Annotated in this window: 17 protein-coding genes, 2 tRNA genes and 1 pseudogene; 10 read left to right on the forward strand and 10 right to left on the reverse strand. The window is 60.6% G+C overall.

All coding sequences use genetic code 11. The annotated features are described in order from the left end of the window. Positions 1-50: 50 nt before the first annotated feature. From groL to QF045_RS24995, 5 genes are all read right to left on the reverse strand, one after another. Positions 51-1,694, reverse strand: a complete 1,644-nt coding sequence (groL, locus tag QF045_RS24975) for a chaperonin GroEL (RefSeq protein WP_057723897.1) — start codon at positions 1,692-1,694, stop codon at positions 51-53. Between the two features lie 49 nt (positions 1,695-1,743). Continuing rightward, complete coding sequence (locus QF045_RS24980) at positions 1,744-2,037, reverse strand: co-chaperone GroES (RefSeq protein WP_124364240.1); 294 nt, start codon at positions 2,035-2,037, stop codon at positions 1,744-1,746. Positions 2,038-2,284: 247 nt separating this feature from the next. Continuing rightward, positions 2,285-2,761 (reverse strand): FxsA family protein, encoded by a 477-nt coding sequence (locus QF045_RS24985; protein WP_124424854.1) that lies wholly within the window; start codon positions 2,759-2,761, stop codon positions 2,285-2,287. Between the two features lie 66 nt (positions 2,762-2,827). Further along, positions 2,828-3,559 carry a HugZ family protein gene (locus QF045_RS24990; RefSeq protein ID WP_306494467.1) on the reverse strand — a complete coding sequence of 244 codons (732 nt, stop codon included), beginning with the start codon at positions 3,557-3,559 and terminating at the stop codon, positions 2,828-2,830. A gap of 101 nt (positions 3,560-3,660) precedes the next feature. Beyond that, on the reverse strand, positions 3,661-4,668 hold the full coding sequence (locus QF045_RS24995; RefSeq protein WP_306494468.1) for a DUF481 domain-containing protein: 1,008 nt from the start codon (positions 4,666-4,668) through the stop codon (positions 3,661-3,663). Positions 4,669-4,864: 196 nt separating this feature from the next. Between QF045_RS24995 and QF045_RS25000 the strand changes: the two genes are divergently transcribed. From QF045_RS25000 to QF045_RS25015, 4 genes are all read left to right on the forward strand, one after another. Beyond that, positions 4,865-5,179 (forward strand): MGMT family protein, encoded by a 315-nt coding sequence (locus tag QF045_RS25000; protein ID WP_256657733.1) that lies wholly within the window; start codon positions 4,865-4,867, stop codon positions 5,177-5,179. A 43-nt stretch (positions 5,180-5,222) separates the two neighbouring features. Continuing rightward, entirely contained in the window at positions 5,223-6,755 is a 1,533-nt protein-coding gene (locus tag QF045_RS25005) for an AmpG family muropeptide MFS transporter (RefSeq protein WP_306494469.1), read from the forward strand. Positions 6,756-6,972: 217 nt separating this feature from the next. Then, positions 6,973-8,688 (forward strand): proline--tRNA ligase, encoded by a 1,716-nt coding sequence (locus QF045_RS25010; protein WP_306494470.1) that lies wholly within the window; start codon positions 6,973-6,975, stop codon positions 8,686-8,688. Between the two features lie 20 nt (positions 8,689-8,708). After that, positions 8,709-9,662, forward strand: a complete 954-nt coding sequence (locus QF045_RS25015) for a hypothetical protein (protein ID WP_306494471.1) — start codon at positions 8,709-8,711, stop codon at positions 9,660-9,662. Positions 9,663-9,790: 128 nt separating this feature from the next. Here QF045_RS25015 and dinB read toward each other — a convergent pair whose 3' ends face one another. Continuing rightward, positions 9,791-10,849 (reverse strand): DNA polymerase IV, encoded by a 1,059-nt coding sequence (dinB, locus tag QF045_RS25020; RefSeq protein WP_306494472.1) that lies wholly within the window; start codon positions 10,847-10,849, stop codon positions 9,791-9,793. A gap of 278 nt (positions 10,850-11,127) precedes the next feature. On the opposite strand from dinB, the gene QF045_RS25025 reads away from it, so the two are divergent. The 4 genes from QF045_RS25025 (at position 11,128) to QF045_RS25040 (ending at position 15,752) form a co-directional block, all read left to right on the forward strand. Further along, positions 11,128-11,204 (forward strand) — tRNA-Met (locus tag QF045_RS25025). A 269-nt stretch (positions 11,205-11,473) separates the two neighbouring features. Then, positions 11,474-11,550: transfer RNA gene (locus QF045_RS25030), tRNA-Met, on the forward strand. Between the two features lie 279 nt (positions 11,551-11,829). Continuing rightward, positions 11,830-14,472 carry a bifunctional lysylphosphatidylglycerol flippase/synthetase MprF gene (mprF, locus tag QF045_RS25035; RefSeq protein WP_306494473.1) on the forward strand — a complete coding sequence of 881 codons (2,643 nt, stop codon included), beginning with the start codon at positions 11,830-11,832 and terminating at the stop codon, positions 14,470-14,472. Continuing rightward, entirely contained in the window at positions 14,472-15,752 is a 1,281-nt protein-coding gene (locus QF045_RS25040; protein WP_306494474.1) for a virulence factor family protein, read from the forward strand. Before mprF ends, QF045_RS25040 begins: the two co-directional genes overlap by 1 nt. 130 nt (positions 15,753-15,882) lie before the next feature. On the opposite strand, the gene recJ is transcribed toward QF045_RS25040, so the two are convergent. Beyond that, complete coding sequence (gene recJ / locus QF045_RS25045) at positions 15,883-17,592, reverse strand: single-stranded-DNA-specific exonuclease RecJ (RefSeq protein ID WP_306494475.1); 1,710 nt, start codon at positions 17,590-17,592, stop codon at positions 15,883-15,885. Positions 17,593-17,750: 158 nt separating this feature from the next. Then, a complete protein-coding gene (locus QF045_RS25050; protein WP_306494476.1) occupies positions 17,751-18,293 on the reverse strand; it encodes a YaeQ family protein in 543 nt (180 codons plus the stop codon). A gap of 149 nt (positions 18,294-18,442) precedes the next feature. On the opposite strand from QF045_RS25050, the pseudogene QF045_RS25055 reads away from it, so the two are divergent. Then, positions 18,443-19,641: pseudogene (locus tag QF045_RS25055) on the forward strand (CaiB/BaiF CoA transferase family protein). 183 nt (positions 19,642-19,824) lie between these two features. Here QF045_RS25055 and QF045_RS25060 read toward each other — a convergent pair. After that, entirely contained in the window at positions 19,825-20,109 is a 285-nt protein-coding gene (locus QF045_RS25060) for a DUF3509 domain-containing protein (protein ID WP_306494477.1), read from the reverse strand. A gap of 311 nt (positions 20,110-20,420) precedes the next feature. On the opposite strand from QF045_RS25060, the gene QF045_RS25065 reads away from it, so the two are divergent. After that, complete coding sequence (locus tag QF045_RS25065) at positions 20,421-20,621, forward strand: hypothetical protein (RefSeq protein WP_306494478.1); 201 nt, start codon at positions 20,421-20,423, stop codon at positions 20,619-20,621. Positions 20,622-20,708: 87 nt separating this feature from the next. Here the strand turns inward: QF045_RS25065 and thrC are convergent, their stop codons facing one another. Continuing rightward, positions 20,709-22,118, reverse strand: coding sequence for a threonine synthase (gene thrC / locus QF045_RS25070; protein WP_306494479.1), 1,410 nt, complete (start codon positions 22,116-22,118; stop codon positions 20,709-20,711). Positions 22,119-22,156 lie beyond the last annotated feature (38 nt).

Consider the following 22,156-nt stretch of genomic DNA (forward strand, 5'->3'; position numbering starts at 1 on the left):
CCGCCTGCATCGCTGCAGGCGGGGTTTTTCAGTAGCCGGGTAAGGCTGGCTTACATCATGCCGCCCATGCCACCCATGCCGCCCATGTCTGGCATACCGCCGCCAGCACCTTCAGCCTTCGGCTTGTCAGCGATAGCAGCTTCGGTAGTCAGGATCAGGCCACCGATGGAGGCTGCCGCTTGCAGCGCGGAACGGGTCACCTTGGTTGGGTCCAGGATGCCCATTTCGATCATGTCGCCGTACACGCCAGTCGCAGCGTTGTAACCGTAGTTACCTTTGCCGTTCTTGACTTCGTTGACCACAACGCTTGGCTCGTCGCCGGAGTTGGCAGCGATCTGGCGCAGCGGTGCTTCAACGGCACGACGCAGTACAGCGATACCGACGTTCTGGTCAGCGTTGTCGCCGGTCAGATTGGTCAGGGCTTCCAGAGCACGGATCAGCGCAACGCCACCGCCAGGTACCACGCCTTCTTCAACGGCTGCACGGGTTGCGTGCAGGGCGTCTTCAACGCGGGCCTTCTTCTCTTTCATTTCAACTTCGGAACCAGCGCCAACCTTGATCACTGCAACGCCGCCGGACAGCTTGGCCAGACGCTCTTGCAGTTTTTCACGGTCGTAGTCCGAGGAAGTCTCGGCAACCTGGGCACGGATCTGAGCGATACGCGATTCGATGTCGCCTTCAACGCCAGCACCGTCAACGATGATGGTGTTTTCCTTGGAGATGGTCACGCGCTTGGCGCTACCCAGGTTTTCCAGGGTGGCGCTTTCCAGGCTCAGGCCGATCTCTTCGGAGATAACGGTACCGCCGGTCAATACGGCGATGTCCTGCAGCATGGCCTTGCGACGGTCGCCGAAGCCTGGAGCCTTGACGGCTGCGACTTTGACGATGCCACGCATGTTGTTCACAACCAGCGTCGCCAGAGCTTCGCCTTCAACGTCTTCGGAAACGATCAGCAATGGACGGCCGGCTTTGGCAACGGCTTCCAGTACTGGCAGCATTTCGCGAATGTTGGAGATTTTCTTGTCGACCAGCAGGATCAGCGGGCTGTCCAGCTCGGCAACCATGGTGTCTGGCTTGTTGACGAAGTACGGGGACAGGTAGCCACGGTCGAACTGCATGCCTTCTACAACCGACAGTTCGTTTTCCAGGCCCGAGCCTTCTTCAACGGTGATCACGCCTTCTTTACCGACTTTTTCCATGGCTTCGGCAATGATGTCGCCGATGGAGCTGTCGGAGTTGGCGGAGATGGTACCTACCTGAGCGATAGCCTTGGTGTCAGCGCATGGCTTGGACAGGTTTTTCAGCTCGGCAACGATGGCGATGGTCGCCTTGTCGATACCGCGCTTGAGGTCCATCGGGTTCATGCCGGCAGCGACGGCCTTGTAGCCTTCGTTGACGATGGCCTGAGCCAGAACGGTAGCGGTGGTGGTGCCGTCGCCAGCGTCATCGTTGGCACGGGAGGCAACGTCTTTGACCAGTTGCGCGCCCATGTTTTCGAAACGGTCTTCCAGTTCGATTTCTTTGGCTACGGAAACGCCGTCCTTGGTGATGGTCGGAGCGCCGAAGCTCTTCTCGATGATCACGTTACGGCCTTTCGGGCCCAGGGTCGCTTTTACTGCGTCAGCCAGGACGTTGACACCGGTGAGCATTTTCTTGCGGGCGGAGTCGCCGAATTTAACTTCTTTAGCAGCCATGATCGATATTCCTTAAATACTTTGGAGTAAGCGGGAAAATGAGCGGGAATCAGTCTTCCAGTACGGCGAGAATTTCGTTCTCAGCCATTACCAGCAAGTCTTCGCCGTCGATTTTCACAGTGTTGCTGCCGGAGTAAGGGCCGAAAACAACCTTGTCACCCACTTTCACGGCCAGCGCACGTACTTCACCGTTTTCCAGGGCCTTGCCTGGGCCTGCAGCCAGAATCACACCGTGGTTGGCTTTTTCAGCAGCCGAACCTGGCAGGACGATGCCGCCAGCGGTTTTCTTTTCTTCTTCACTGCGACGGATGACGACGCGGTCATGCAGAGGACGAAGCTTCATTGTCGATCTCTCCTAATTGTGTTTTTCATCGGCCGGTATCAATTCCGGCGGGTTAAATTCCGGCGGTGCCGGTCGCGGTTCGCTGGGCGAACCGCGGAAGTCTGTCTAGTGTCACCACCAGAAACCTTGCGGTGACCGTTACATAAGGGCGCCCAGGCTTATTACAAGGGGCAGCGAATGAAATTTTTTGTGTCTGCTCAAGGGTAAATGCAACACGGCACCCGAAGGTGCCGTGCCAGTGCAGCGGTTATTTGCTGTCGCGGTGCTCGAACTCGCCTTCGATCACATCCCCTTCACGCCCCAGGGGCTGGCGCGGTGCAGGGCCGCCACGGGGCTGCAGGTCATCGGCGAACGCACGCTGGCGCATGGCCGCTTCTTCGGCGCGTTGGCGCATCTTGCCGGCCAGCAGCTTACGGGTGACCGGCAGCAGCATGACCAGACCGACCACGTCGCTGATAAAGCCGGGCAGGATCAACAGGCCACCGGCCAGCGCCATCATCAGGCCTTCGAGCATGGTCTGGGCGGGCAGCTCGCCGCGGTTCAGGCTTTCACGGGCACGCAGCGCCGTGGCCAGGCCGGCGACGCGCAGCACCAGAACGCCGAGCATCGAGCCGAGGATGATCAGCAACAGTGCCGGGAAAAATCCGATCGCACCGCTGACTTGAACGAATACGAACAGCTCCAGCACCGGGAACAAAAGAAAAAGCAGCAAAAAAGGGCGCATCAAATGGTTCCTCAACGCAAGAATGCCTTGCTAGTCCACCTTAGATGACGTCGCCTTTTCGTGAATTCAAGCGCTAACGTCTGATTTTTTCGGCCAGGTTTCGGCGTGAGCCAATGAAACCAGGGCTTCGCGTACTTGTGTCGGCGTGTTGCAGGACTCGGCAAACGGCAACCAATGCAGCGACTGACCGATGCGCAGGTGCATGCCTTCGCTGTCGATACCCACCAGTTGTGCCGGCTCGGTCGCCGGTAAACCGGCGAGGTGGACGTAGTGGGCGATAGCCTTGGCGTGATCGCTGTTCATGTGCTCGATCATGCTGCGCTCAGCCTTGCCCGCGAATGGGTTGGCCAAGGTCAGCTGATCGATCCAGTGGATCGCACCAAAGCCACCGATGTAACGGTGGCGCACCGGCTTGAGTACCCAGAAATCGAAGTCGTGGGCCTTGTGGTAGTTGGCCGACTCGGGGAAGTAGCGGTAATAGCGCTCGGCAGCGGCTTCGATGGCAGCGGCGTCCTCCAGCTTCTCGGCTTGCGCCAGGTAGGTCAGCCGCCCGACGGCCTGCACATCGTCGGCCTCGCGCTCACCGACCAGCAGCGAGCACTTGGGGTCTTTCTGCAGGTTGTGAGTGTGCTGGGCGATGCGGCTGATCAGGATCAGCGGGCGGCCCTGCTCGTCGAGGCAGTACGGCACGACCGAACCGAAGGGAAAACCGGGCATGGCTTTGGACAGTGTGGCCAAGGCCCCACGGTATTCCTTGAGCAACAGCTCTCGGGCGTTCCTGGCAACGTGCGCGCTCAATGTATGACTCCTGGTTGTTTCGCCGCCCATGGCATATGGGAATAGATCTCAACACAAGGTAATCAATATCCGCGCAGGTTGCCAGAGCGCTCGATGCAGCGTTACCAGGCCACGCCAAACCCTGCGGTGTAGCGGGTTTTGCTCAGGCTGCTGTCGGAGTCGCCGCTGATGACGTCGCGCTCCGCCTTGAGATTGAGCGATGCCCATTCGGTGACCTTGTAGCGCAGGCCCATCTCGGCATCCAGGGAGTACTCGGCCGGACCGTCCAGCGGCTTGCCCAGTTCGCCGTTGGTGAAGAATTCCACGGTCTTGCCCACCAGGTAGCGGTTGTAGTTCCACTTCATGGCCAGGGAATAGAAATTGTCCTTGCCGCCGTCGGCGTATTCGTAATCGGTGCGGTTGACCAGCGAGCCGAGGGAGAACGCGCCCAGCTCGTCGTCCCAGAACTGATAGCCCGGGCCGGTACCGACGGTGCGCTGGCGCGCCAGGTCTTCGACCTTGTCGCGCTTGTAGGTCAGGCGGCCCTGCCAGAACCAGTGCTCGGTGATAAAGCGGTCGAGGTCGTATTCCAGAGCCCAGTTGTCGGTGGTGGTGACGTCGTCCTGGAACTCGCGGTTGTATTCGCCCTTGCCGGTATGGCGCCACTGGCCGTGACGGGCCGAGGTCTTGAAGTCGATGTCGTAGTCGTTGGTGTCTTTGTCGGCGCGCTTGTAGTCCAGCGCCAGGTCGACGTTGCCCTTCCAGACCAGGTCCTCGATCACAGGCTTGGGCTTGATGATCTGCTGGATACTGGCCAGGTCCACGGTCTTGGGCGCTTCGCCGTTGGCCAGCACGACCTTGCCATCCTCGGCCGCCTTGAGGGACTTGGCCTTTTCACCGGTATAGGCGTCCTGCTTGACCAGCAACTCCTGGTCGCTCTCCAGGGTTTTGACCTGCTTCCAATCCACCGGGATTGCGCCCCCGTAGCTGGTCTGGATCAGCAACTTGCCGCCGTCGAAGACTTTGATCTTGCCGGTCAGGCGGTCACCGTTCTTCAACCAGACGGTATCGGCGAGCAAAGGCGTGGAAGCACTGAGGACAGCGAGGCACAACAGGGTTCTGGACAACATAAGCAGATACGGGGCTCGGGGGTTGGCGAAAAAAGAAGGGGCTATCGTCGTAGATAGCCTGAACTGACTCAACTATTTATAGTGAGTTCAATTCTCACCGCCAAGTTTACAGACGTTTCTTACAAAAACACCGACGTTCTCAACGGATAGCCTCACAGTGAATGAACCTGCCGACACCCCGCAGAGCCCCGCCGACATGCGCCGCACCGCGCTTTACCTGACGTTGGCGCAAGTGCCGCCAGGTTGCGTGGTGAGCTACGGGGAGTTGGCGCACCTGGCAGGGCTGGGACGCGCCGCGCGCTGGGTCGGACGTACCTTGAGCCAGCTTCCGGCGGATACCCGACTGCCCTGGCACCGGGTGTTGGGCGCCGGTGGTCGGATAAGTCTGCCGGTGGGCAGTGCCTCAGGTGACGAGCAACGTGCGCGTTTGCGCAGCGAAGGTGTCAGTATCCTGAACAATCGCGTTGATATTCAGCGCCATGGCTGGCGCCCGGTAGAGCACAGCGGTTAGAGTGCGCGCTTTGTTTCCGCAAATCTGAGGCAGACTCCAGCCCATGCCCCGTAAAACCTGGCGCGCCGCGCTCGCCGCCTATGCCAGCCCCTCGACGTTAGTGCTGTTGTTGCTCGGTTTCGCTGCCGGCCTGCCTTATATGTTGGTGTTCTCGACGCTTTCCGTGTGGCTGCGTGAGGCGGGTGTTGCCCGCGAGACCATCGGTTACGCCAGCCTGATCGGGCTGGCGTACGCCTTCAAATGGGTCTGGTCGCCGCTGCTCGACCAATGGCGCCTGCCGTTGCTCGGTAAACTCGGGCGCCGGCGTTCCTGGCTGGTGCTTGCCCAGTCGCTGGTGATCCTCGGATTGATCGGCATGGGTTTTTGTGACCCGCAAAAACACTTGTCCTGGTTGATCGCCATTGCCGTCGTCGTTGCCTTCGCGTCGGCCACCCAGGACATCGCTGTCGATGCCTACCGCCTGGAAATCGCCGACGACAGCCGCCAGGCCGCCCTCGCCGCCAGCTATATGTCCGGTTATCGCATCGCCGCCCTGCTCGCCACGGCCGGTGCGCTGTTCTTTGCCGAAGGCTTCGGCTCCACCGGTTTCAACTATAAACACTCGGCGTGGACCGGCACTTACGTGCTGTTCGGCGTGTTGATGGTGCCGGCACTGCTCACCACCTTGTTCATGCGTGAACCCAACGTGCCGCTGCGCACCCAGCTGCAGGCCGGACGCTACAGCTTCATGCATCAGTTGGTATCGGTGTTCGTGCTGATCGTGCTGCTGGTGTCGGTGCCGGCGATGTTTACCCAGCTGTACAACACCGATTTCGCCAGCGTGTTGTTCCAGGGCGTGAGCCTGTGGGAACTGCTGATGGAAGACCGCGCCTTCCTGCGGGCCATCCTCTATATCCTGCTCACCGGCCTGTGCCTTTCGGCCATGGGCCGCCGTGGCCTGGCGCCGGTGCTGACGCCGGTCAACGACTTCATCCTGCGTTACCGCTGGCAGGCGTTGCTGCTGCTCGGGCTGATCGCCACCTATCGCATGTCCGACACGGTCATGGGCGTGATGGCCAACGTGTTCTATATCGACCAGGGCTTTACCAAGGACCAGATTGCCGGGGTCAGCAAGATCTTCGGCCTGATCATGACCCTGGTCGGTGCCGGCATGGGCGGCCTGTTGATCGTGCGGTTCGGTATTCTGCCGATCCTGTTCATCGGCGGCGTGGCCTCGGCCGGCACTAACCTGCTGTTCGTGATGCTCGCCGACATGGGCCCCGACCTGCAGATGCTGATTGTCACCATTTCCCTGGATAACTTCAGCTCGGGCCTGGCCACGTCGGCGTTTGTCGCGTACCTGTCGAGCCTGACCAACCTCAAGTTCTCCGCCACCCAATACGCGCTGCTCAGCTCGATCATGCTGTTGCTGCCGCGCCTGATCGGCGGCTATTCCGGGGTGATGGTGGAGAAGTTCGGCTATCACAACTTCTTTATGATCACCTGCCTGCTGGGTGTGCCGACGCTGTTCCTGATTGCCTTGCACTGGTTCCAGGAGAACCGGCGCATTCGGTTGAATCCGCCGCAGGAAGACTGATACGACTCAGTCAGTGTGGGAGGGGGCTTGCTCCCGATAGCAGTGTGTCAGTCAGTGCATCTGACACTGACACATTGCTATCGAGAGCAAGCCCCCTCCCACATTGGATCTCCCACAGTCAGTCAGATCCCCCCGCAATGTCACGCCTGTACTCCAGCAGCAACCGCCCGTACAATCCCAAGTCATTTCAAGTCCAAGCAACCGACAACGGCCTACCATGCGTACCAGTCAATATTTGCTCGCCACACAGAAAGAAACGCCTTCCGACGCGGTTGTGATCAGCCATCAGCTGATGCTGCGCGCCGGCATGATCCGCAAGCTGGCCTCTGGCCTGTACACCTGGCTGCCCATGGGCTTGAAGGTGATGCGCAAGGTCGAAGCCATCGTTCGTGAAGAAATGAACGCCGCCGGCTCTCTGGAAGTGTTGATGCCGAGCACTCAACCGGCTGAACTGTGGCAGGAATCCGGGCGCTGGGAAGAGTACGGCCCCGAGTTGCTGCGCTTCAAGGACCGTCATGGCCGCGACTTCTGCGCCGGCCCGACCCATGAAGAAGTCATCACCGACCTGATGCGCAACGAGTTGAGCAGCTATAAACAGCTGCCGCTGAACCTGTATCAGATCCAGACCAAATTCCGTGATGAAATCCGCCCACGCTTCGGTTTGATGCGCGGCCGTGAATTCATCATGAAGGACGCCTATTCGTTCCACGCCGACCAGGCTTCCCTGCAGGCGACCTACGACCGCATGCACCAGGCCTACTGCAATATCTTCACGCGCCTGGGCCTGAAATTCCGTCCGGTTGAAGCGGACAACGGCTCCATCGGCGGTGCCGGCTCCCACGAATTTCACGTGCTGGCCGAATCCGGCGAAGACGATATCGTGTTCAGCAACGGCTCGGACTACGCGGCGAACATCGAGAAGGCCGAAGCCATCCCACGGGAAACTTCGCGCCCAGCGCCGACGCAGGAACTGCGCCTGGTCGACACCCCAGACACCAAGACCATCGCGGCCCTGGTGGAAAAATTCAATCTGCCGATTGAAAAGACCATCAAGACCCTGATCGTGCGCGCCGAAGAAGAAGGCAAGCTGATCGCCCTGGTGATCCGTGGCGACCACGAGCTCAACGAAATCAAGGCCGCCCAGCAACCTGGCGTGGCCAGCCCGCTGGTCATGGCCACCGATGCCGAACTGCGTGACGCCATCGGCGCCGGCGCCGGTTCCCTCGGCCCGCTGAACCTGCCGCTGCCGATCATCATCGACCGTTCGGTCGAGCTGATGAGCGACTTCGGTATCGGTGCGAACATCGACGACAAGCACTACTTCGGCGTGAACTGGGAACGCGACCTGCCGGTTCCGACCGTGGCAGACCTGCGCAATGTCGTGGCCGGCGACCCGAGCCCGGACGGCAAGGGCACCCTGGAGATCAAGCGCGGCATCGAAGTCGGGCACATCTTCCAACTGGGCAACAAGTACAGCAAGGCGATGAAGTGCGAAGTGCTGGGCGAGAACGGCAAGCCGATCACCCTGGACATGGGCTGCTACGGCATTGGCGTGTCCCGTGTGGTCGCTGCCGCCATCGAGCAGAACAACGACGAGAAAGGCATCATCTGGAGCGACGCCCTGGCACCGTTCCAGGTGGCGCTGGTACCGTTGCGCTATGAAACCGAGCAAGTACGCGAAGCCACCGACAAACTGTATGCCGAACTGACGGCCGCCGGTTTTGAAGTGCTGCTCGATGACCGGGACAAGAAAACCAGCCCGGGCATCAAGTTCGCCGACATGGAACTGATTGGCATCCCCCACCGCATCGTGGTCAGTGACCGCGGCCTGGCCGATGGCAATCTGGAATACAAGAGCCGGACCGAAGCCCAAGCCCAACCGTTGCCGGTGGCTGACGTGCTGTCTTTCCTTCAGGCGCGTATTCGTCGCTGAAAACCAGATCAAGAGAAGTCATGTTCAAGCGAAACACCAGAGCCCTGGGGGGCGCCGCCTTGTGCGGCGCCCTGCTGGTCAGCGGCTGCGCCAACCAGATGTCGCAACGCAGTGAGCACGAGGAGCGGGTCGAGCGTAAGTTGCTCGACCACAGCCTGCAGATCGATGTAGGCGAGCCCAAAGTGCTGGAGCTGCCGCAACGTCGGGTTCGGATTCACGAGCAAAAGACCTTTGAAGTCACCGAATTCGAAGTCACCCGGCGTTACGACCGCTACACGCCCTATCAGCCCTGGCGCAAACTCTATGAGATGCCCTTGGGTGCCGTGGCCCTGGTGGCTGGCGCGGGCGCCAACGTGGTGAACATCTTTGCCCTCGGCAACCTGCCTGCCAGCATGACGCGCGAGTGGCTGAGCTATGGCGTGGACGGCATCAACCCGTTCATGAACGTGCAATCCCACGGCCGTGCGCAACAGAACCTCGCGGGTATCGATGAAATTCAGCGTGACAAGCGCCTGGAATATTCAAGCCTGCCCTGGAGCGAACGCCCGGTGCAGGTCACCGCTGGCAGGCAGACCCATGACCTGACCACCGACCGCGACGGCGTACTGCGCCTGAACCTGTTGGACAGTCCGTTTTCCGAGCAGGACCTCAACCGCGTCACCACTTTGAAGATCAGCGTGGAAGACGGCCAGGACGATGTGCACACGGACGCGACCCTGGCGATCAGCAACACCCTGCGCGGCAAATTGCTGGAAGCCCATGGCCTGATCTACGACGACCTCGAGGACGACGAAGTGAGCCAATGGGTGCACCGGGTCAAGCGCCTCTCGGAGTTGGGCCTGGAAGAAGAAGCCAGCGAACTGGAACAAAGCCTGATTGAACTGACGCGCAATGATCCGGAGCTGCAGCAGGAGTTTTTGCAGGCCCTGGCCAAGGATGCAGGACGGTTGGTTGCAGACCCTGGCGCACGCTGAAATCTGAAGCCTGTTGGAGATCAAATGTGGGAGGGGGCTTGCTCCCGATGGCGGTGTTTCAGTCACTGAAAATATTGACTGATCCACAGCTATCGGGAGCAAGCCCCCTCCCACATTTGCTCCGGTGTCTACCAGGAGAATTCGAGCTGTTCATTGCCGCTGCGCAAATCCAACAACCTCACCCCAATCCCCAGCAACCGCACCGGCTTGCCACCACGGTTGAACGCCTGGGTCATCAGCTGTTGATAACTTTCCAGGTCCCGCCCTGCCCCCGCCTGCTCCAGGGTGGTTTGGGTAAAGTCATGAAACTTGACCTTCACGAACGGCTTGCCTGCGCGGTAGCTGCTGTCGATTCGCGCCATGCGCCCGGCCAGGGTTTCCATCAGCTCGGGCAGCTTCGCCAGGCAACTTGAAAGGTCCGGCAGGTCCACATCGTAGGTGTTTTCCACACTGATGGACTGCCGCCGACTGTCATTGTGCACAACGCGGTCATCAATCCCACGGGCGAGGCTCCAGAGCCGTTCACCAAAACTGCCGAATTCGCGCACCAGCGCCAGCTTGTTCCACTCACGCAATTGCAGGCAATCCTCGATGCCCAGGCGCGCCAGCTTGTCGGCGGTGACCTTGCCGACCCCGTGCAATTTGCTCACCCGCAATTGGGAGACGAAATCTTCGACCTGATCCGGGGTAATCACAAACAGGCCGTTGGGTTTCTTCCAGTCGCTGGCGATCTTGGCCAGGAACTTGTTGGGCGCCACGCCGGCAGACACCGTGATGTGCAATTGGTTGGACACGCGCCGGCGGATGTCCTGGGCGATGCGCGTGGCGCTGCCGCCAAAGTGCGGGCTGTCGGAGACGTCGAGGTAGGCTTCATCCAGCGACAGCGGCTCGATCAAATCGGTGTAGTCGCGAAAGATCGTCTGGATTTCCTTCGACGCTTCTTTATAGGCATCCATGCGCGGCTTGACGATGGTCAGGTCCGGACACAGCTTCAAGGCGTGACGTGACGACATCGCGGAGCGCACCCCATACGCCCGCGCCTCGTAATTGCACGTAGCGATCACCCCCCGCCGATCTGCCGAGCCGCCGACAGCCAAGGGCTTTTGCGCCAGGCTCGGGTCGTCGCGCATCTCGATGGCGGCGTAGAAGCAATCACAGTCGACGTGGATGATTTTGCGCTGCGTCATATAAACGGGGTGTGGGTCAACGGTTGGCCAGTATCGCATTCACCCCTGTATATAGCACCAGTAGTTTGAATCTTCTGTCTGAGCGGTAGGAAATATCGCAGATGAATGTGTTTTCTCAATCGAATTCAGCCTTCCAATAGAGCTGAAAGCCTCGCCCTGACTGGCTCTGCGCCCTTCCTGCGCTTACCCTGGAGCGCTAACCACTTGAAGCACAAGCGCTTTTTTTTGGTTTTCGGGTTGACACACTCGCGTTCCTCTGTAGAATGCCGACACACAGACGCGGGATGGAGCAGTCTGGTAGCTCGTCGGGCTCATAACCCGAAGGTCGTCGGTTCAAATCCGGCTCCCGCAACCAAACATCAAAAAAGGCTACTCGAAAGAGTGGCCTTTTTTGTGCGCGCCTGTTTTTACCCCTCCCCTTGTAGGAGCGAGCTTGCTCGCGAAAGACGTCAACGATAACGCAGCGCTTCAGGTAGCCAGCGGTGTCTGGAAGTTTTTCGCGAGCAAGCTCGCTCCTACAGGGAGATGCCAAGGCCTTGATTTTGAATAAATCCCACTTATTTAAGCCATTGGCTCATTAACGGTTGACACCTCGGCGCTGGACTGTAGAATGCCGCCCACAGACGCGGGATGGAGCAGTCTGGTAGCTCGTCGGGCTCATAACCCGAAGGTCGTCGGTTCAAATCCGGCTCCCGCAACCAAACATCAAAAAAGGCTACTCGAAAGAGTGGCCTTTTTTGTATCCGGTGAAAAAGTTCTTCTGAAACAATGGCATGGCATCTTTCATGAAACCGTAGACGGTTTGTAGAGTCCATCTCATTGCACGCTATGCTCAGTGCTCAAGCGCTACCCTCTACGACCAATGGCCGCAGTCGCCGCACTCGGTGATCCGCGTTAATATTTGTAATTATTTTGTCCATAGGGATTGGTAACTTGGCTGGATACCTCCATCCTGTCGCGCACAATCCACGAGGTGATTGATGCGCGCCAACTCGTCTGAACCACAAGACACCGTCACAGCGGAACAACCGATCCCTCCCACCCGTTTGCGTTGGCTGGATCTGTTGAGCAAGTACCGTCAGCCCATTGGCCTGGCCGTCACCCTGCTGCTGTTTGCCATTGCCTTGATCGCCTGCCGGCACCTGTTGCTGGAGCTTGACCTTTACGCCCTCCACGACTCGATCCTGGAGGTGCCTAAACCGGCCTTGCTCGGTGCATTTGCGGCAGGGGTGGCCGGCTTCATCATTCTGTTGGGCTATGAATTCTCCGGCGCGCGTTATGCCGGTGTGAAGCTGCCCGCCAAGACCCTGGCCTTGGGCGGCTTCACCGCCTTTGCCATCGGCAACGCGATTGGCTTGTCGATGCTCTCGGGCGGGTCGGTGCGCTACCGTTTATACGCACGTCACGGCATTGGCGCTTCGGAAGTCGCCCACATGACCGTGTTCGCCAGCCTGGCGCTGGGTTGCGCGCTGCCGCCACTGGCTGCATTGGCCACGCTGAGCAACTTGCCGGCGGCATCGACCTACCTGCATTTGCCGCAAAGCCTGCTCGGTGGGGTCGCCGGCGCGGTGCTGCTGCTGTCGGCCATGCTGTGCATCGGCATCTACCGCCGTCGCCTGCCGGAACAACCTTACCCGGATAACCTGCTGGTCAAGGTCGGGCGTCGCACCCTGCGCCTGCCTGGCCGTCGCCTGACGTTCCTGCAACTGATCATCACCGCACTGGACGTCGCCGCTGCGGCGGGTGTGCTTTATATGCTGCTGCCGGAAGCACCGCCCTTCGGCCCGTTCCTGTTGGTGTACCTGCTGGCCCTGGCGGCCGGCGTGCTCAGCCACGTACCGGGCGGCGTGGGGGTGTTCGAAGCGATCCTGCTGGCGGCCTTCGCCGACAAGCTCGGCGCCGCGCCACTGGCGGCCGCGCTGCTGCTGTACCGGATGATTTATGTGGTGTTGCCGCTGCTGATCGCCTGCATCTTTCTGCTGGTCAACGAGGCCCAGCGCCTGTTCCAGACTCAGCAGAGCCTGCGGGTCGCCTCAGGCCTGGCGGCACCGGTGCTGGCCGTACTGGTTTTTTTGTCCGGCGTGGTCCTGCTGTTTTCCGGCGCCACGCCGGAGATCGATTCACGCCTGGAAAACATCGGCTTCCTGATTCCCCACCGCCTGATTGACGCTTCGCACTTCGGTGCCAGCCTGATCGGCGTGCTGTGCCTGTTACTGGCCCAGGGCCTGCGTCGACGTTTGTCGGCCGCCTGGATGCTGACCATGGTGCTGCTGCTGGTCGGCGCCCTGCTCTCACTGCTCAAGGGCTTCGACTGGGAAGAAGCCAGCCTGATGACCATGACCGCCGTGCTGCTGGCGATCTTCCGACGCTCGTTCTACCGCGCCAGCCGCTTGACCGAACTGCCGTTCTCGCCGCTGTACCTGGTGGCCAGCGTGTGCGTGCTGGGTGCGTCGATCTGGCTGCTGCTGTTCGCCTACCAGGACGTGCCCTACAGCCATCAACTCTGGTGGCAGTTCACCCTCGATGCCAACGCCCCGCGCGGCCTGCGCTCATTGCTGGGTGCTGCCGTATTGCTGGTGATCGTGTCACTGACCTGGCTGCTGCGTACCGCGCGCCCGGTGATCCATCTGCCGACCCCGGAAGAACTCGAGCGCGCCGCCAAGATCCTGATGGCGTCCTCGCAACCTGATGGCGGCCTGGCGCTGACCGGCGACAAGGCGTTGCTGTTCCACCCCAACGATGAAGCCTTCCTGATGTATGCCCGTCGCGGGCGCAGCCTTGTGGCCTTGTACGATCCGATTGGCCCCACTCAACCGCGTGCCGAGATGATCTGGCAGTTTCGCGACCTCTGCGACATCCACCATGCACGGCCGGTGTTCTATCAAGTACGCGCCGAGAACCTGCCGTATTACATGGATATCGGGCTCACCGCGATCAAGCTGGGCGAAGAAGCCCGTGTCGATCTGAAACGCTTTGACCTGGAAGCCAAGGGCAAAGAAATGAAGGATCTGCGCTACACCTGGAACCGTGGCACCCGGGACGGCCTGTCCCTGGAAATCTGCGAACCGGGCACGGCGCCGATGGATGAATTAAAAGTTATCTCGGACGCCTGGCTAACCGGTAAGAATGTGCGCGAAAAAGGCTTCTCCCTGGGCCGCTTCAGCGACGACTACCTCAAGCACTTTCGTATCGCGATCATTCGCTTCGAAGGGCGCCCGGTGGCCTTTGCCAACCTGCTCGAGACGTACAACCATGACCTGGCCAGTCTTGACCTGATGCGCGCCCACCCGGAAGCGCCGAAGCTGACCATGGAATTCATGATGGTCGGCCTGATTCAACATTATAAGAACCACGGCTACGCCCGCTTCAGCCTTGGCATGGTGCCGTTGTCGGGCCTGCAACCACGGCGTGGCGCGCCACTGACCCAGCGTTTGGGCTCGATGGTGTTCCGCCGTGGCGAGCAGTTGTATAACTTTCAAGGCTTGCGCCGCTTCAAAGACAAGTTCCAGCCTGACTGGGAACCCCGTTATATGGCTGTGCCCGCAGGACTTGATCCGCTGGTGGCACTGGCCGACACCGCCGCCCTGATCGCGGGCGGCTTGACTGGATTGGTGAAACGCTGATGATTCGACGCTCCTGGCGGTATGTATTGGCCTTTGTAGTGCTGCTTGCGCTGATCCTGGGCGGCGGCTACTGGTACTGGAACCGCCCTGCCCCACAGCCGACCCTGGAGCAATTGCCCCAGGCCGACGGCTCAGTGATGACCCGCGTAACCCCGGCCAACACGGCGAAAGCCCGTGTGGCGGTGGCCGTGATGGCCGACGAAACGCTCACCGACAGCCAACTGATCGCCTTGAGCCAGGGTGGCTCGGCGCAGATCGTTCAGGTGGTCCTGCCCAAGGATGACTGCAAACTGCAGGAGCAAGCGCTGCAAAGCGCCCTGGGCCAGCTTAAAGGCCCGGCGACCCTGGTCAGCGGCATCGGCCCTGGCGCCGCGCTCGCCTGGCGCTGGCTGGCCACACAGAACGACGACAAGGCCAACGCCATCTCCGTCGGCTTCGCCCTGAAACAGGAAGGCTGCAACGACGCACTGCCGAAAACCGCCGCCCATGGCAATTGGCTGGTGGCCTGGAACGACAACCCTGACGATGAAAGCGCCAGTTTCGTACGCGACACACCGCGTGCCACCACCAGCATCAGCGACTACGACATTCATTACCCGCAGGTCCTGAACAACGAGTTGCGCAAGCAACTGGTGGGTTCGGACAACGGCGGCCTGGCGATTCCAGTAGTGGAAGTGCCAGCAGGCCAGGCCAAGGACACGGTGACCCTGTTCCTCTCCGGTGACGGTGGCTGGCGCGACCTGGACCGCGACGTGGCCGGCGAAATGGCGAAGATCGGCTACCCGGTGGTCGGCATCGACACCCTGCGCTACTACTGGCAGCACAAGAGCCCGGAACAGAGTGCCAAGGACCTTACCGAACTGATGCAGCACTATCGGCAGAAATGGGGCACCAAGCGCTTCGTGCTGACCGGTTATTCATTCGGCGCCGACGTACTGCCGGCCATCTACAACCGCATGCCCGAAAACGAGCAGCAACGGGTCGACGCGATCATCCTGCTCGCCTTCGCCCGCACCGGCAGCTTTGAAATTGAAGTGGAAGGCTGGCTGGGCAACGCCGGCAAAGAAGCCGCCACCGGCCCGGAAATGGCCAAGCTGCCAGCGGACAAGGTGGTGTGCATCTACGGCGCCGAGGAAGTCGACGAGAGCGGCTGCACCGACAAGACCGCCGTGGGCGAAGCCATGAAGCTGCCTGGCGGGCATCACTTCGATGAGAACTACCCGGCGCTGGCCAAGCGCTTGGTGGATATCATCGTCAAGCATCAGGCCAAAGCCGAGTAAGCGGTACACATAACCCAATGTGGGAGGGGGCTTGCTCCCGATAGCGGTGGGTCAGTCCTATCAACAGTGACTGACACTCCGCCATCGGGAGCAAGCCCCCTCCCACATTGGTTTGTGGTATTGCTGATGATCAGCGCGGTTCGATATGCGCAATCATCAGCTGTACCGTTTCATTGCCGCGATACTCGTTCACATCCAGCTTGTAGGCCAATTCCACCCAGCGTACCGTCGGGTTCGGCCAGATTTCACGGTCCACGCCAAACGCGATGCCATCGAGCTTCACTGACCCGCATTCGCTCTTGAGCACCACCTTCAGGTGCCGTTCACCCACCACTCGCTGCTCCACCAACTGGAACACGCCGTGAAACAACGGCTCGGGAAAGTGCTGCCCCCAGGGGCCGGCATGGCGCAGTGCGCGGGCCAGTTCCAGGTGAAATTCTTCCACCGCCAGAGTGCCGTCGGTGAGCAGTCGACCGGTGAGGTCTTCCTCGCGCAGTTGCCGACGCACTTCGGCGTCGAAGGCTTGGGCGAACAAGGGGAAATTCGCTTCGGGCAGCGTCAGGCCCGCCGCCATCGCGTGCCCACCGTACTTGGCGATCAGGTTGGGGTGCTGGGTGGCGACCACCGCCAGCGCGTCACGGATGTGAAAGCCTTGTACCGAACGCCCGGAGCCCTTGAGCAGGCCGTCACCGGCATCGGCAAACGCGATGGTGGGACGGAAATAGCGCTCTTTCATGCGCGACGCCAGGATCCCGATCACCCCTTGGTGCCACTCCGGGTCGAACAGGCACAAGCCGAACGGCATCGACTCCACCGGCAAATCCTTGAGTTGCGCCAGGGCCTCGCGCTGCATGCCTTGTTCGATGGACTTTCGGTCCTGGTTCATGCCGTCCAATTGCGCGGCCATTTCCCGCGCCGCGCCGATGTCCGAGGTGAGCAAGCATTCGATGCCCAGGCTCATATCGTCCAGGCGCCCGGCGGCATTGAGCCGTGGGCCGAGGATGAAGCCAAGGTCGGTGGAGGTGATGCGGGCGTGGTCACGCTTGGCCACTTCCAGGATCGCCTTGATCCCCGGACGCGCACGGCCGGCGCGGATACGTTCCAGCCCCTGATGCACCAGGATGCGGTTGTTGGCGTCCAGCGGCACCACATCGGCAACGCTGCCCAGGGCCACCAGGTCGAGCAGCTCGCCAATGTTCGGCTGCGGGTTGCTGTCGTACCAGCCCAGGCTGCGCAAGCGCGCGCGCAGGGCCATCAATACGTAGAAGATCACGCCCACGCCGGCCAACGCCTTGCTGGGGAACGCACAGCCTGGCTGGTTCGGATTGACGATCGCATCCGCCGCCGGCAGTTCATCGCCCGGCAAGTGATGATCGGTCACCAATACCTTCAGCCCCGCCGCCTTTGCCGCGGCCACGCCCTCGACGCTGGAGATACCGTTGTCCACGGTGATCAGCAACTGCGGCTCGCGCTGCAGCGCCACCGCAACGATCTCCGGCGTCAGGCCGTAGCCGTATTCGAAACGGTTGGGCACCAGGTAATCGACATGGGCCGCACCGAGCAAACGCAGGCCCAGAGTACCGACGGTGCTGGCAGTGGCGCCGTCGGCATCGAAGTCACCGACGATCAGGATACGCTGACGCTGCTCCAGCGCCGTCACCAGCAGGTCGACGGCGGCATCAATGCCCTTGAGCTGCTGGTAGGGAATCAACCGCGCCAGGCTCTTGTCCAGCTCCGCTTGCGATTGCACCCCGCGTGCGGCGTAGAGACGGGTCAGCAGCGGCGGCAATTCACCGAGAAATGGCAGGACGGCGGGCAAGGGACGGGGATCGATACGCATACGGTGGGGATAACTTCTCACTGATACAACGGTTGAACGACAATTCAAAACGCTATGAAGATCAAATGTGGGAGGGGGCTTGCTCCCGATAGCGGTGAGCCAGTCACACCATCATTGGCTGACACTCAGCTATCGGGAGCAAGCCCCCTCCCACAGATTCAATCACGTCCGCCCACCAGCCATTGCAGTTGCACTTCGTGCTGGCCACGGTCGTCGGTGACGAAAATCGTGCCTTCGCTGATCATCACATCCCACTTGATCACGCGAGGCATGTCCTTGGCCAGGGTCTCGAGGATTTCCTGAGGCACAGCAGCGATGTGGACGTTTTTCAGGTTATTGGCCACCGGCACGACCTTGCCTTCCCACACGCGCAGGCTGCCATAGGCCAGCAGGCTGGTGCGTTCGGTACGGCGCGAGCACCAGGTCAGGCGGTCTGCATCCGGCTGGCCGACTTCGATCCAGTGCAACACCCGATCATCCAGGCTCTTTTCCCACAAGGCCGGCTCGTCGACGTCCGACAAGCCACGGCCGAACGCCAATTGCTCGTTGTACCAGAGGGCGTAGGCCAGCAGGCGCACGGTCATGCGTTCTTCGGTTTCCGAAGGGTGGCGGGCGATGGTCTGTTTAACGCTCTCGTACACCGAACGGTCGAGGTCGGTGAGGTTGAGTTCGAATTTGTAGGTCGTGGACGGCTGGGCCATGAACGGGCTTCTAAAGACAAGGAAAGGCGGCCAGTCTAACCGATGGCGAGGCCATTGAACGAATACTGCGCGGCATCCCCCCTTATCCCTGGGACGGTGGCCTGTGTTAAAAGGCAAGACACTACTGTCCCACGCGTGTAAGGATCCCCATGTCGCTCAACGCCAAACCGCTTGCAGGCCTGAAAGTCATCGAACTCGGCACGTTGATCGCCGGCCCGTTTGCCTCGCGGATCTGCGCGGAGTTCGGCGCCGAGGTGATCAAGGTCGAATCCCCGGATGGCGGCGACCCGCTGCGCAAATGGCGCAAGCTGTACGAAGGCACCTCGCTGTGGTGGTTCGTGCAGGCGCGGAACAAGCAGTCGCTGACCCTCAACCTCAAGCACCCCGAGGGCCTTGCGATCCTCAAGCAGTTATTGGCCGACGCCGACATCCTGATCGAAAACTTCCGCCCCGGCGTGCTGGAAAAGCTCGGCCTGAGCTGGGAAACCCTGCACGCACTCAACCCCCGGCTGGTGATGGTGCGCCTCTCGGGCTTCGGCCAGACCGGGCCGATGAAAGACCAGCCGGGCTTTGGCGCGGTGGGTGAGTCCATGGGCGGCTTGCGCTACATCACCGGCTTCGAAGACCGCCCGCCCGTGCGCACCGGGATTTCCATCGGCGACTCGATGCGGCGTTGTGGGCGGTGATCGGCGCGCTGATGGCGCTGCGTCATCGCGAGGTCAACGGTGGCCTGGGCCAGGTGGTGGATGTGGCGCTGTACGAAGCCATCTTCGCCATGATGGAAAGCATGATCCCCGAGTTCGACGTGTTCGGTTTTATTCGCGAACGTACCGGCAACATCATGCCCGGTATTACCCCCTCCTCGATTCACACCAGCGCAGACGGCAAACACGTGCAGATCGGCGCCAACGGCGATGCGATCTTCAAGCGCTTCATGGCCGCCATCGGCCGCGTTGATCTGGCAAACGACCCGGCGCTGGCCAGCAATGATGGGCGTGACAGCCGCCGCGACGAGCTGTACGGGGTGATCGACCGCTGGGTCAACGGCTTGCCCCTGGAGCAGGCCATGGCGCAACTGAACGCGGCCCAAGTGCCCGCCAGCCGCATCTACAGTGCCGAAGACATGCTGGGCGATCCGCAATTCCTGGCCAGGGAGATGTTCCTCAGCGCCCAATTACCGGGCGGCAAGGATTTTAAAATGCCGGGCATCGTGCCCAAACTGTCGGACACGCCAGGCAGTTGTGAATGGGTGGGGCCGCAGTTGGGCGAGCACAACACGGTGGTGCTCAGCGCCCTGGGGTATGACGCGGCAGCCATCACCCGCTTGCGTGCGGACGGCGCGATCTGAGGGCGTGTTGCGCCAAATTCCAGGCAAAAAGAAACCCCGAGGAGTGGGGAGACAACTCGGGGTTAAACGTGATCTACAAAGACCAGTACAACAAGCCACAAACACCGGAGCACAATGTTTGCTCTTGCTGTTACAAACTCTGACCGGCCGTGTTGTAGGAAGTTTCGAAGGATAAATAATTCTTCATGCGCATACCGGGGTTCGTGTCATGGCGGCGTTTCGCAAGGCTGCGAAGACCGAGGGCTCGAGTCGACCTTCGGCGATTTTCAAATCGCGCAGCAGGCAATCCACCACATCCACCAGCGCGCGCTTGTCGCTCAGTTGTGCGCGGTTGACTTCGCGCTCGACCATGATGGCGCCACCGGGGTTTTTCACGGTCACCATGCATTCGCCTTGCACACCAGAGGTGGTCAGCGTAACCAGATAAGGGCTCAGTGCTTCTTCAAGCAACAGGCTGATACTTTCCATCTCGATCACCACTCAATAGTTCGGGAACAATCGTTTCAACGGGTGCTGCATCTCTCCTAGTGACTGGTTGTGACGTAGGAAAGTTCGCTTTTTCGTCTCTGTGGGGCCGCAGGGGGTGACGGATTCCAGCATGCGCCTGCAACATGACAACGAAAAAACGGCCGCACATAAATGCTTACGCAATGAGCTGCTGTTTTGGGGTTCGCCGAGCGCGCAGGCCGGGGGCGAATCCTATACTCGGTGAGCGCTGATCACTCGGCCGTGCGGGTAGAGCGCATGTCATATGGCCCTTATTGCGAAGGATGAAGAGGATGTTGGAACACAATGAACAACAAGCATCGATCGAGAAAATTCACGCGGACATATCACGCATTTATGCCGAACAGCGCACGTTCAATGCTGAAGTCCACAAGATAACCCGCGAGATCTTCTGGTACCCCGTGGGCATCGCAATAGGCTTTTTTACGGCTGTTGGTACGGTAATGGCGCTGGCGCATAAGCTGCTCACATAAACAATATGACTGCCGGGCCTGCCAGCAACAAAAAACGCCGCTGACCCAGGGAAGGGAAAGCGGCGTTTTTGTCTACGCGGGTGTGCCTTACAGCGGCTTGCCCCGATTGCCGTGCTGGCTGACAAACGCCTGCACCGTCTTCAGATCGTTGGCCAACACCGTGCAGCGCTCTTCGCGCTCGAACAGATCAGCCAGGTGCTCCGGCAGTTGCAGGGCCTTGCCCACACCGGCCTTTTCCACCGCTTCCGGGAATTTGACCGGGTGCGCCGTGCCCAGGATCACCATCGGGATATCCAGGCTGCGACGGCACTCGCGGGCGGCCTTCACACCAATGGCGGTGTGCGGGTCGAGCAGCTCACCGGTCTGGGCATAGACCTCGGCAATGGTTTCGCACGTCTGTGCATCGTCCACCGCCAGGGAGTCGAACAGCTTGCGGGTCTCGGTCCAGCGCTCTTGTTCGACGCTGAAACTGCCCCCTTGCTTGAAGCTGTTCATCAGTTCGGCCAGCGCCGCGCCGTTGCGACCGTGCATGTCGAACAACAGGCGTTCGAAGTTCGACGAGACCATGATGTCCATCGACGGCGACAGCGTGGCGTGCAGGGTTTCCTTGACGTACTGGTTGCCACTCATGAAGCGGTGCAGGATGTCGTTGCGGTTGGTCGCGACGATCAACTGGTTGATCGGCAGGCCCATGTTGCGTGCCAGGTAGCCGGCGAAGATGTCGCCGAAGTTGCCGGTCGGCACCGAGAACGACACCGAACGCGCCGGGCCGCCCAACTGCAGGGAGGCGTGGAAGTAGTAGACGATCTGGGCCATGATCCGCGCCCAGTTGATCGAGTTCACCGCCACCAGGCGCGTGCCCTTGAGGAAGCTCTGGTCGGCGAAGCTGTTCTTGACCATTTCCTGGCAGTCATCGAAGTTGCCTTCGATGGCGATGTTGTGGATGTTCTCACCGAACAGGGTGGTCATCTGGCGACGCTGCACTTCCGACACGCGCTTGTGCGGGTGCAGGATGAAGATGTCGACGTTTTCGCAGTGCTTGCACCCTTCGATGGCCGCCGAGCCGGTATCGCCGGACGTAGCGCCGATGATTACCACGCGCTCGCCGCGTTTCTCCAGCACGTAGTCCAGCAGGCGGCCGAGCAGTTGCAGGGCAAAATCCTTGAACGCCAGGGTCGGGCCGTGGAACAGCTCAAGCACCCACTCGTTGCCGTTCAGCTGGCGCAGCGGGGCAATGGCGCTGTGGGAGAACACGCCGTAGGTTTCTTCCAGGATCTTTTTGAAGTCCGCGTCCGGAATACTGCCGGTGACGAACGGGCGCATCACCCGGAACGCCAGCTCGTGGTACGGCAGGCCGGCCCAGGAAGCGATTTCTTCCTGGGTGAAGCGTGGCAGGTTTTCCGGCACGTACAGGCCGCCGTCGGTGGCAAGGCCTGCCAGCAGAACGTCTTCGAAATTCAGGGCCGGTGCCTGGCCGCGGGTGCTGATGTAGCGCATAGGGGCAAACCTTCGGTTTGGGCTTCAAGCTTCAAGTG

Source organism: Pseudomonas sp. W4I3, from assembly GCF_030816195.1.
Classification (GTDB): domain Bacteria; phylum Pseudomonadota; class Gammaproteobacteria; order Pseudomonadales; family Pseudomonadaceae; genus Aquipseudomonas.

Bases quoted from the DNA above. Each gene is read 5' to 3' on its own strand.
- QF045_RS25060 (WP_306494477.1), bottom strand. From the start codon at position 20,109: ATGGAAAGTATCAGCCTGTTGCTTGAAGAAGCACTGAGCCCTTATCTG.
- thrC (WP_306494479.1), bottom strand. From the start codon at position 22,118: ATGCGCTACATCAGCACCCGCGGCCAGGCACCGGCCCTGAATTTCGAA.
- groL (WP_057723897.1), bottom strand. From the start codon at position 1,694: ATGGCTGCTAAAGAAGTTAAATTCGGCGACTCCGCCCGCAAGAAAATG.
- QF045_RS25010 (WP_306494470.1), top strand. From the start codon at position 6,973: ATGCGTACCAGTCAATATTTGCTCGCCACACAGAAAGAAACGCCTTCC.
- dinB (WP_306494472.1), bottom strand. From the start codon at position 10,849: ATGACGCAGCGCAAAATCATCCACGTCGACTGTGATTGCTTCTACGCC.
- QF045_RS25015 (WP_306494471.1), top strand. From the start codon at position 8,709: ATGTTCAAGCGAAACACCAGAGCCCTGGGGGGCGCCGCCTTGTGCGGC.
- QF045_RS24995 (WP_306494468.1), bottom strand. From the start codon at position 4,668: ATGTTGTCCAGAACCCTGTTGTGCCTCGCTGTCCTCAGTGCTTCCACG.
- QF045_RS25005 (WP_306494469.1), top strand. From the start codon at position 5,223: ATGCCCCGTAAAACCTGGCGCGCCGCGCTCGCCGCCTATGCCAGCCCC.
- recJ (WP_306494475.1), bottom strand. From the start codon at position 17,592: ATGCGTATCGATCCCCGTCCCTTGCCCGCCGTCCTGCCATTTCTCGGT.
- QF045_RS25050 (WP_306494476.1), bottom strand. From the start codon at position 18,293: ATGGCCCAGCCGTCCACGACCTACAAATTCGAACTCAACCTCACCGAC.
- QF045_RS25040 (WP_306494474.1), top strand. From the start codon at position 14,472: ATGATTCGACGCTCCTGGCGGTATGTATTGGCCTTTGTAGTGCTGCTT.
- QF045_RS25000 (WP_256657733.1), top strand. From the start codon at position 4,865: ATGCGCCGCACCGCGCTTTACCTGACGTTGGCGCAAGTGCCGCCAGGT.
- QF045_RS24985 (WP_124424854.1), bottom strand. From the start codon at position 2,761: ATGCGCCCTTTTTTGCTGCTTTTTCTTTTGTTCCCGGTGCTGGAGCTG.
- QF045_RS24980 (WP_124364240.1), bottom strand. From the start codon at position 2,037: ATGAAGCTTCGTCCTCTGCATGACCGCGTCGTCATCCGTCGCAGTGAA.
- mprF (WP_306494473.1), top strand. From the start codon at position 11,830: ATGCGCGCCAACTCGTCTGAACCACAAGACACCGTCACAGCGGAACAA.
- QF045_RS25065 (WP_306494478.1), top strand. From the start codon at position 20,421: ATGTTGGAACACAATGAACAACAAGCATCGATCGAGAAAATTCACGCG.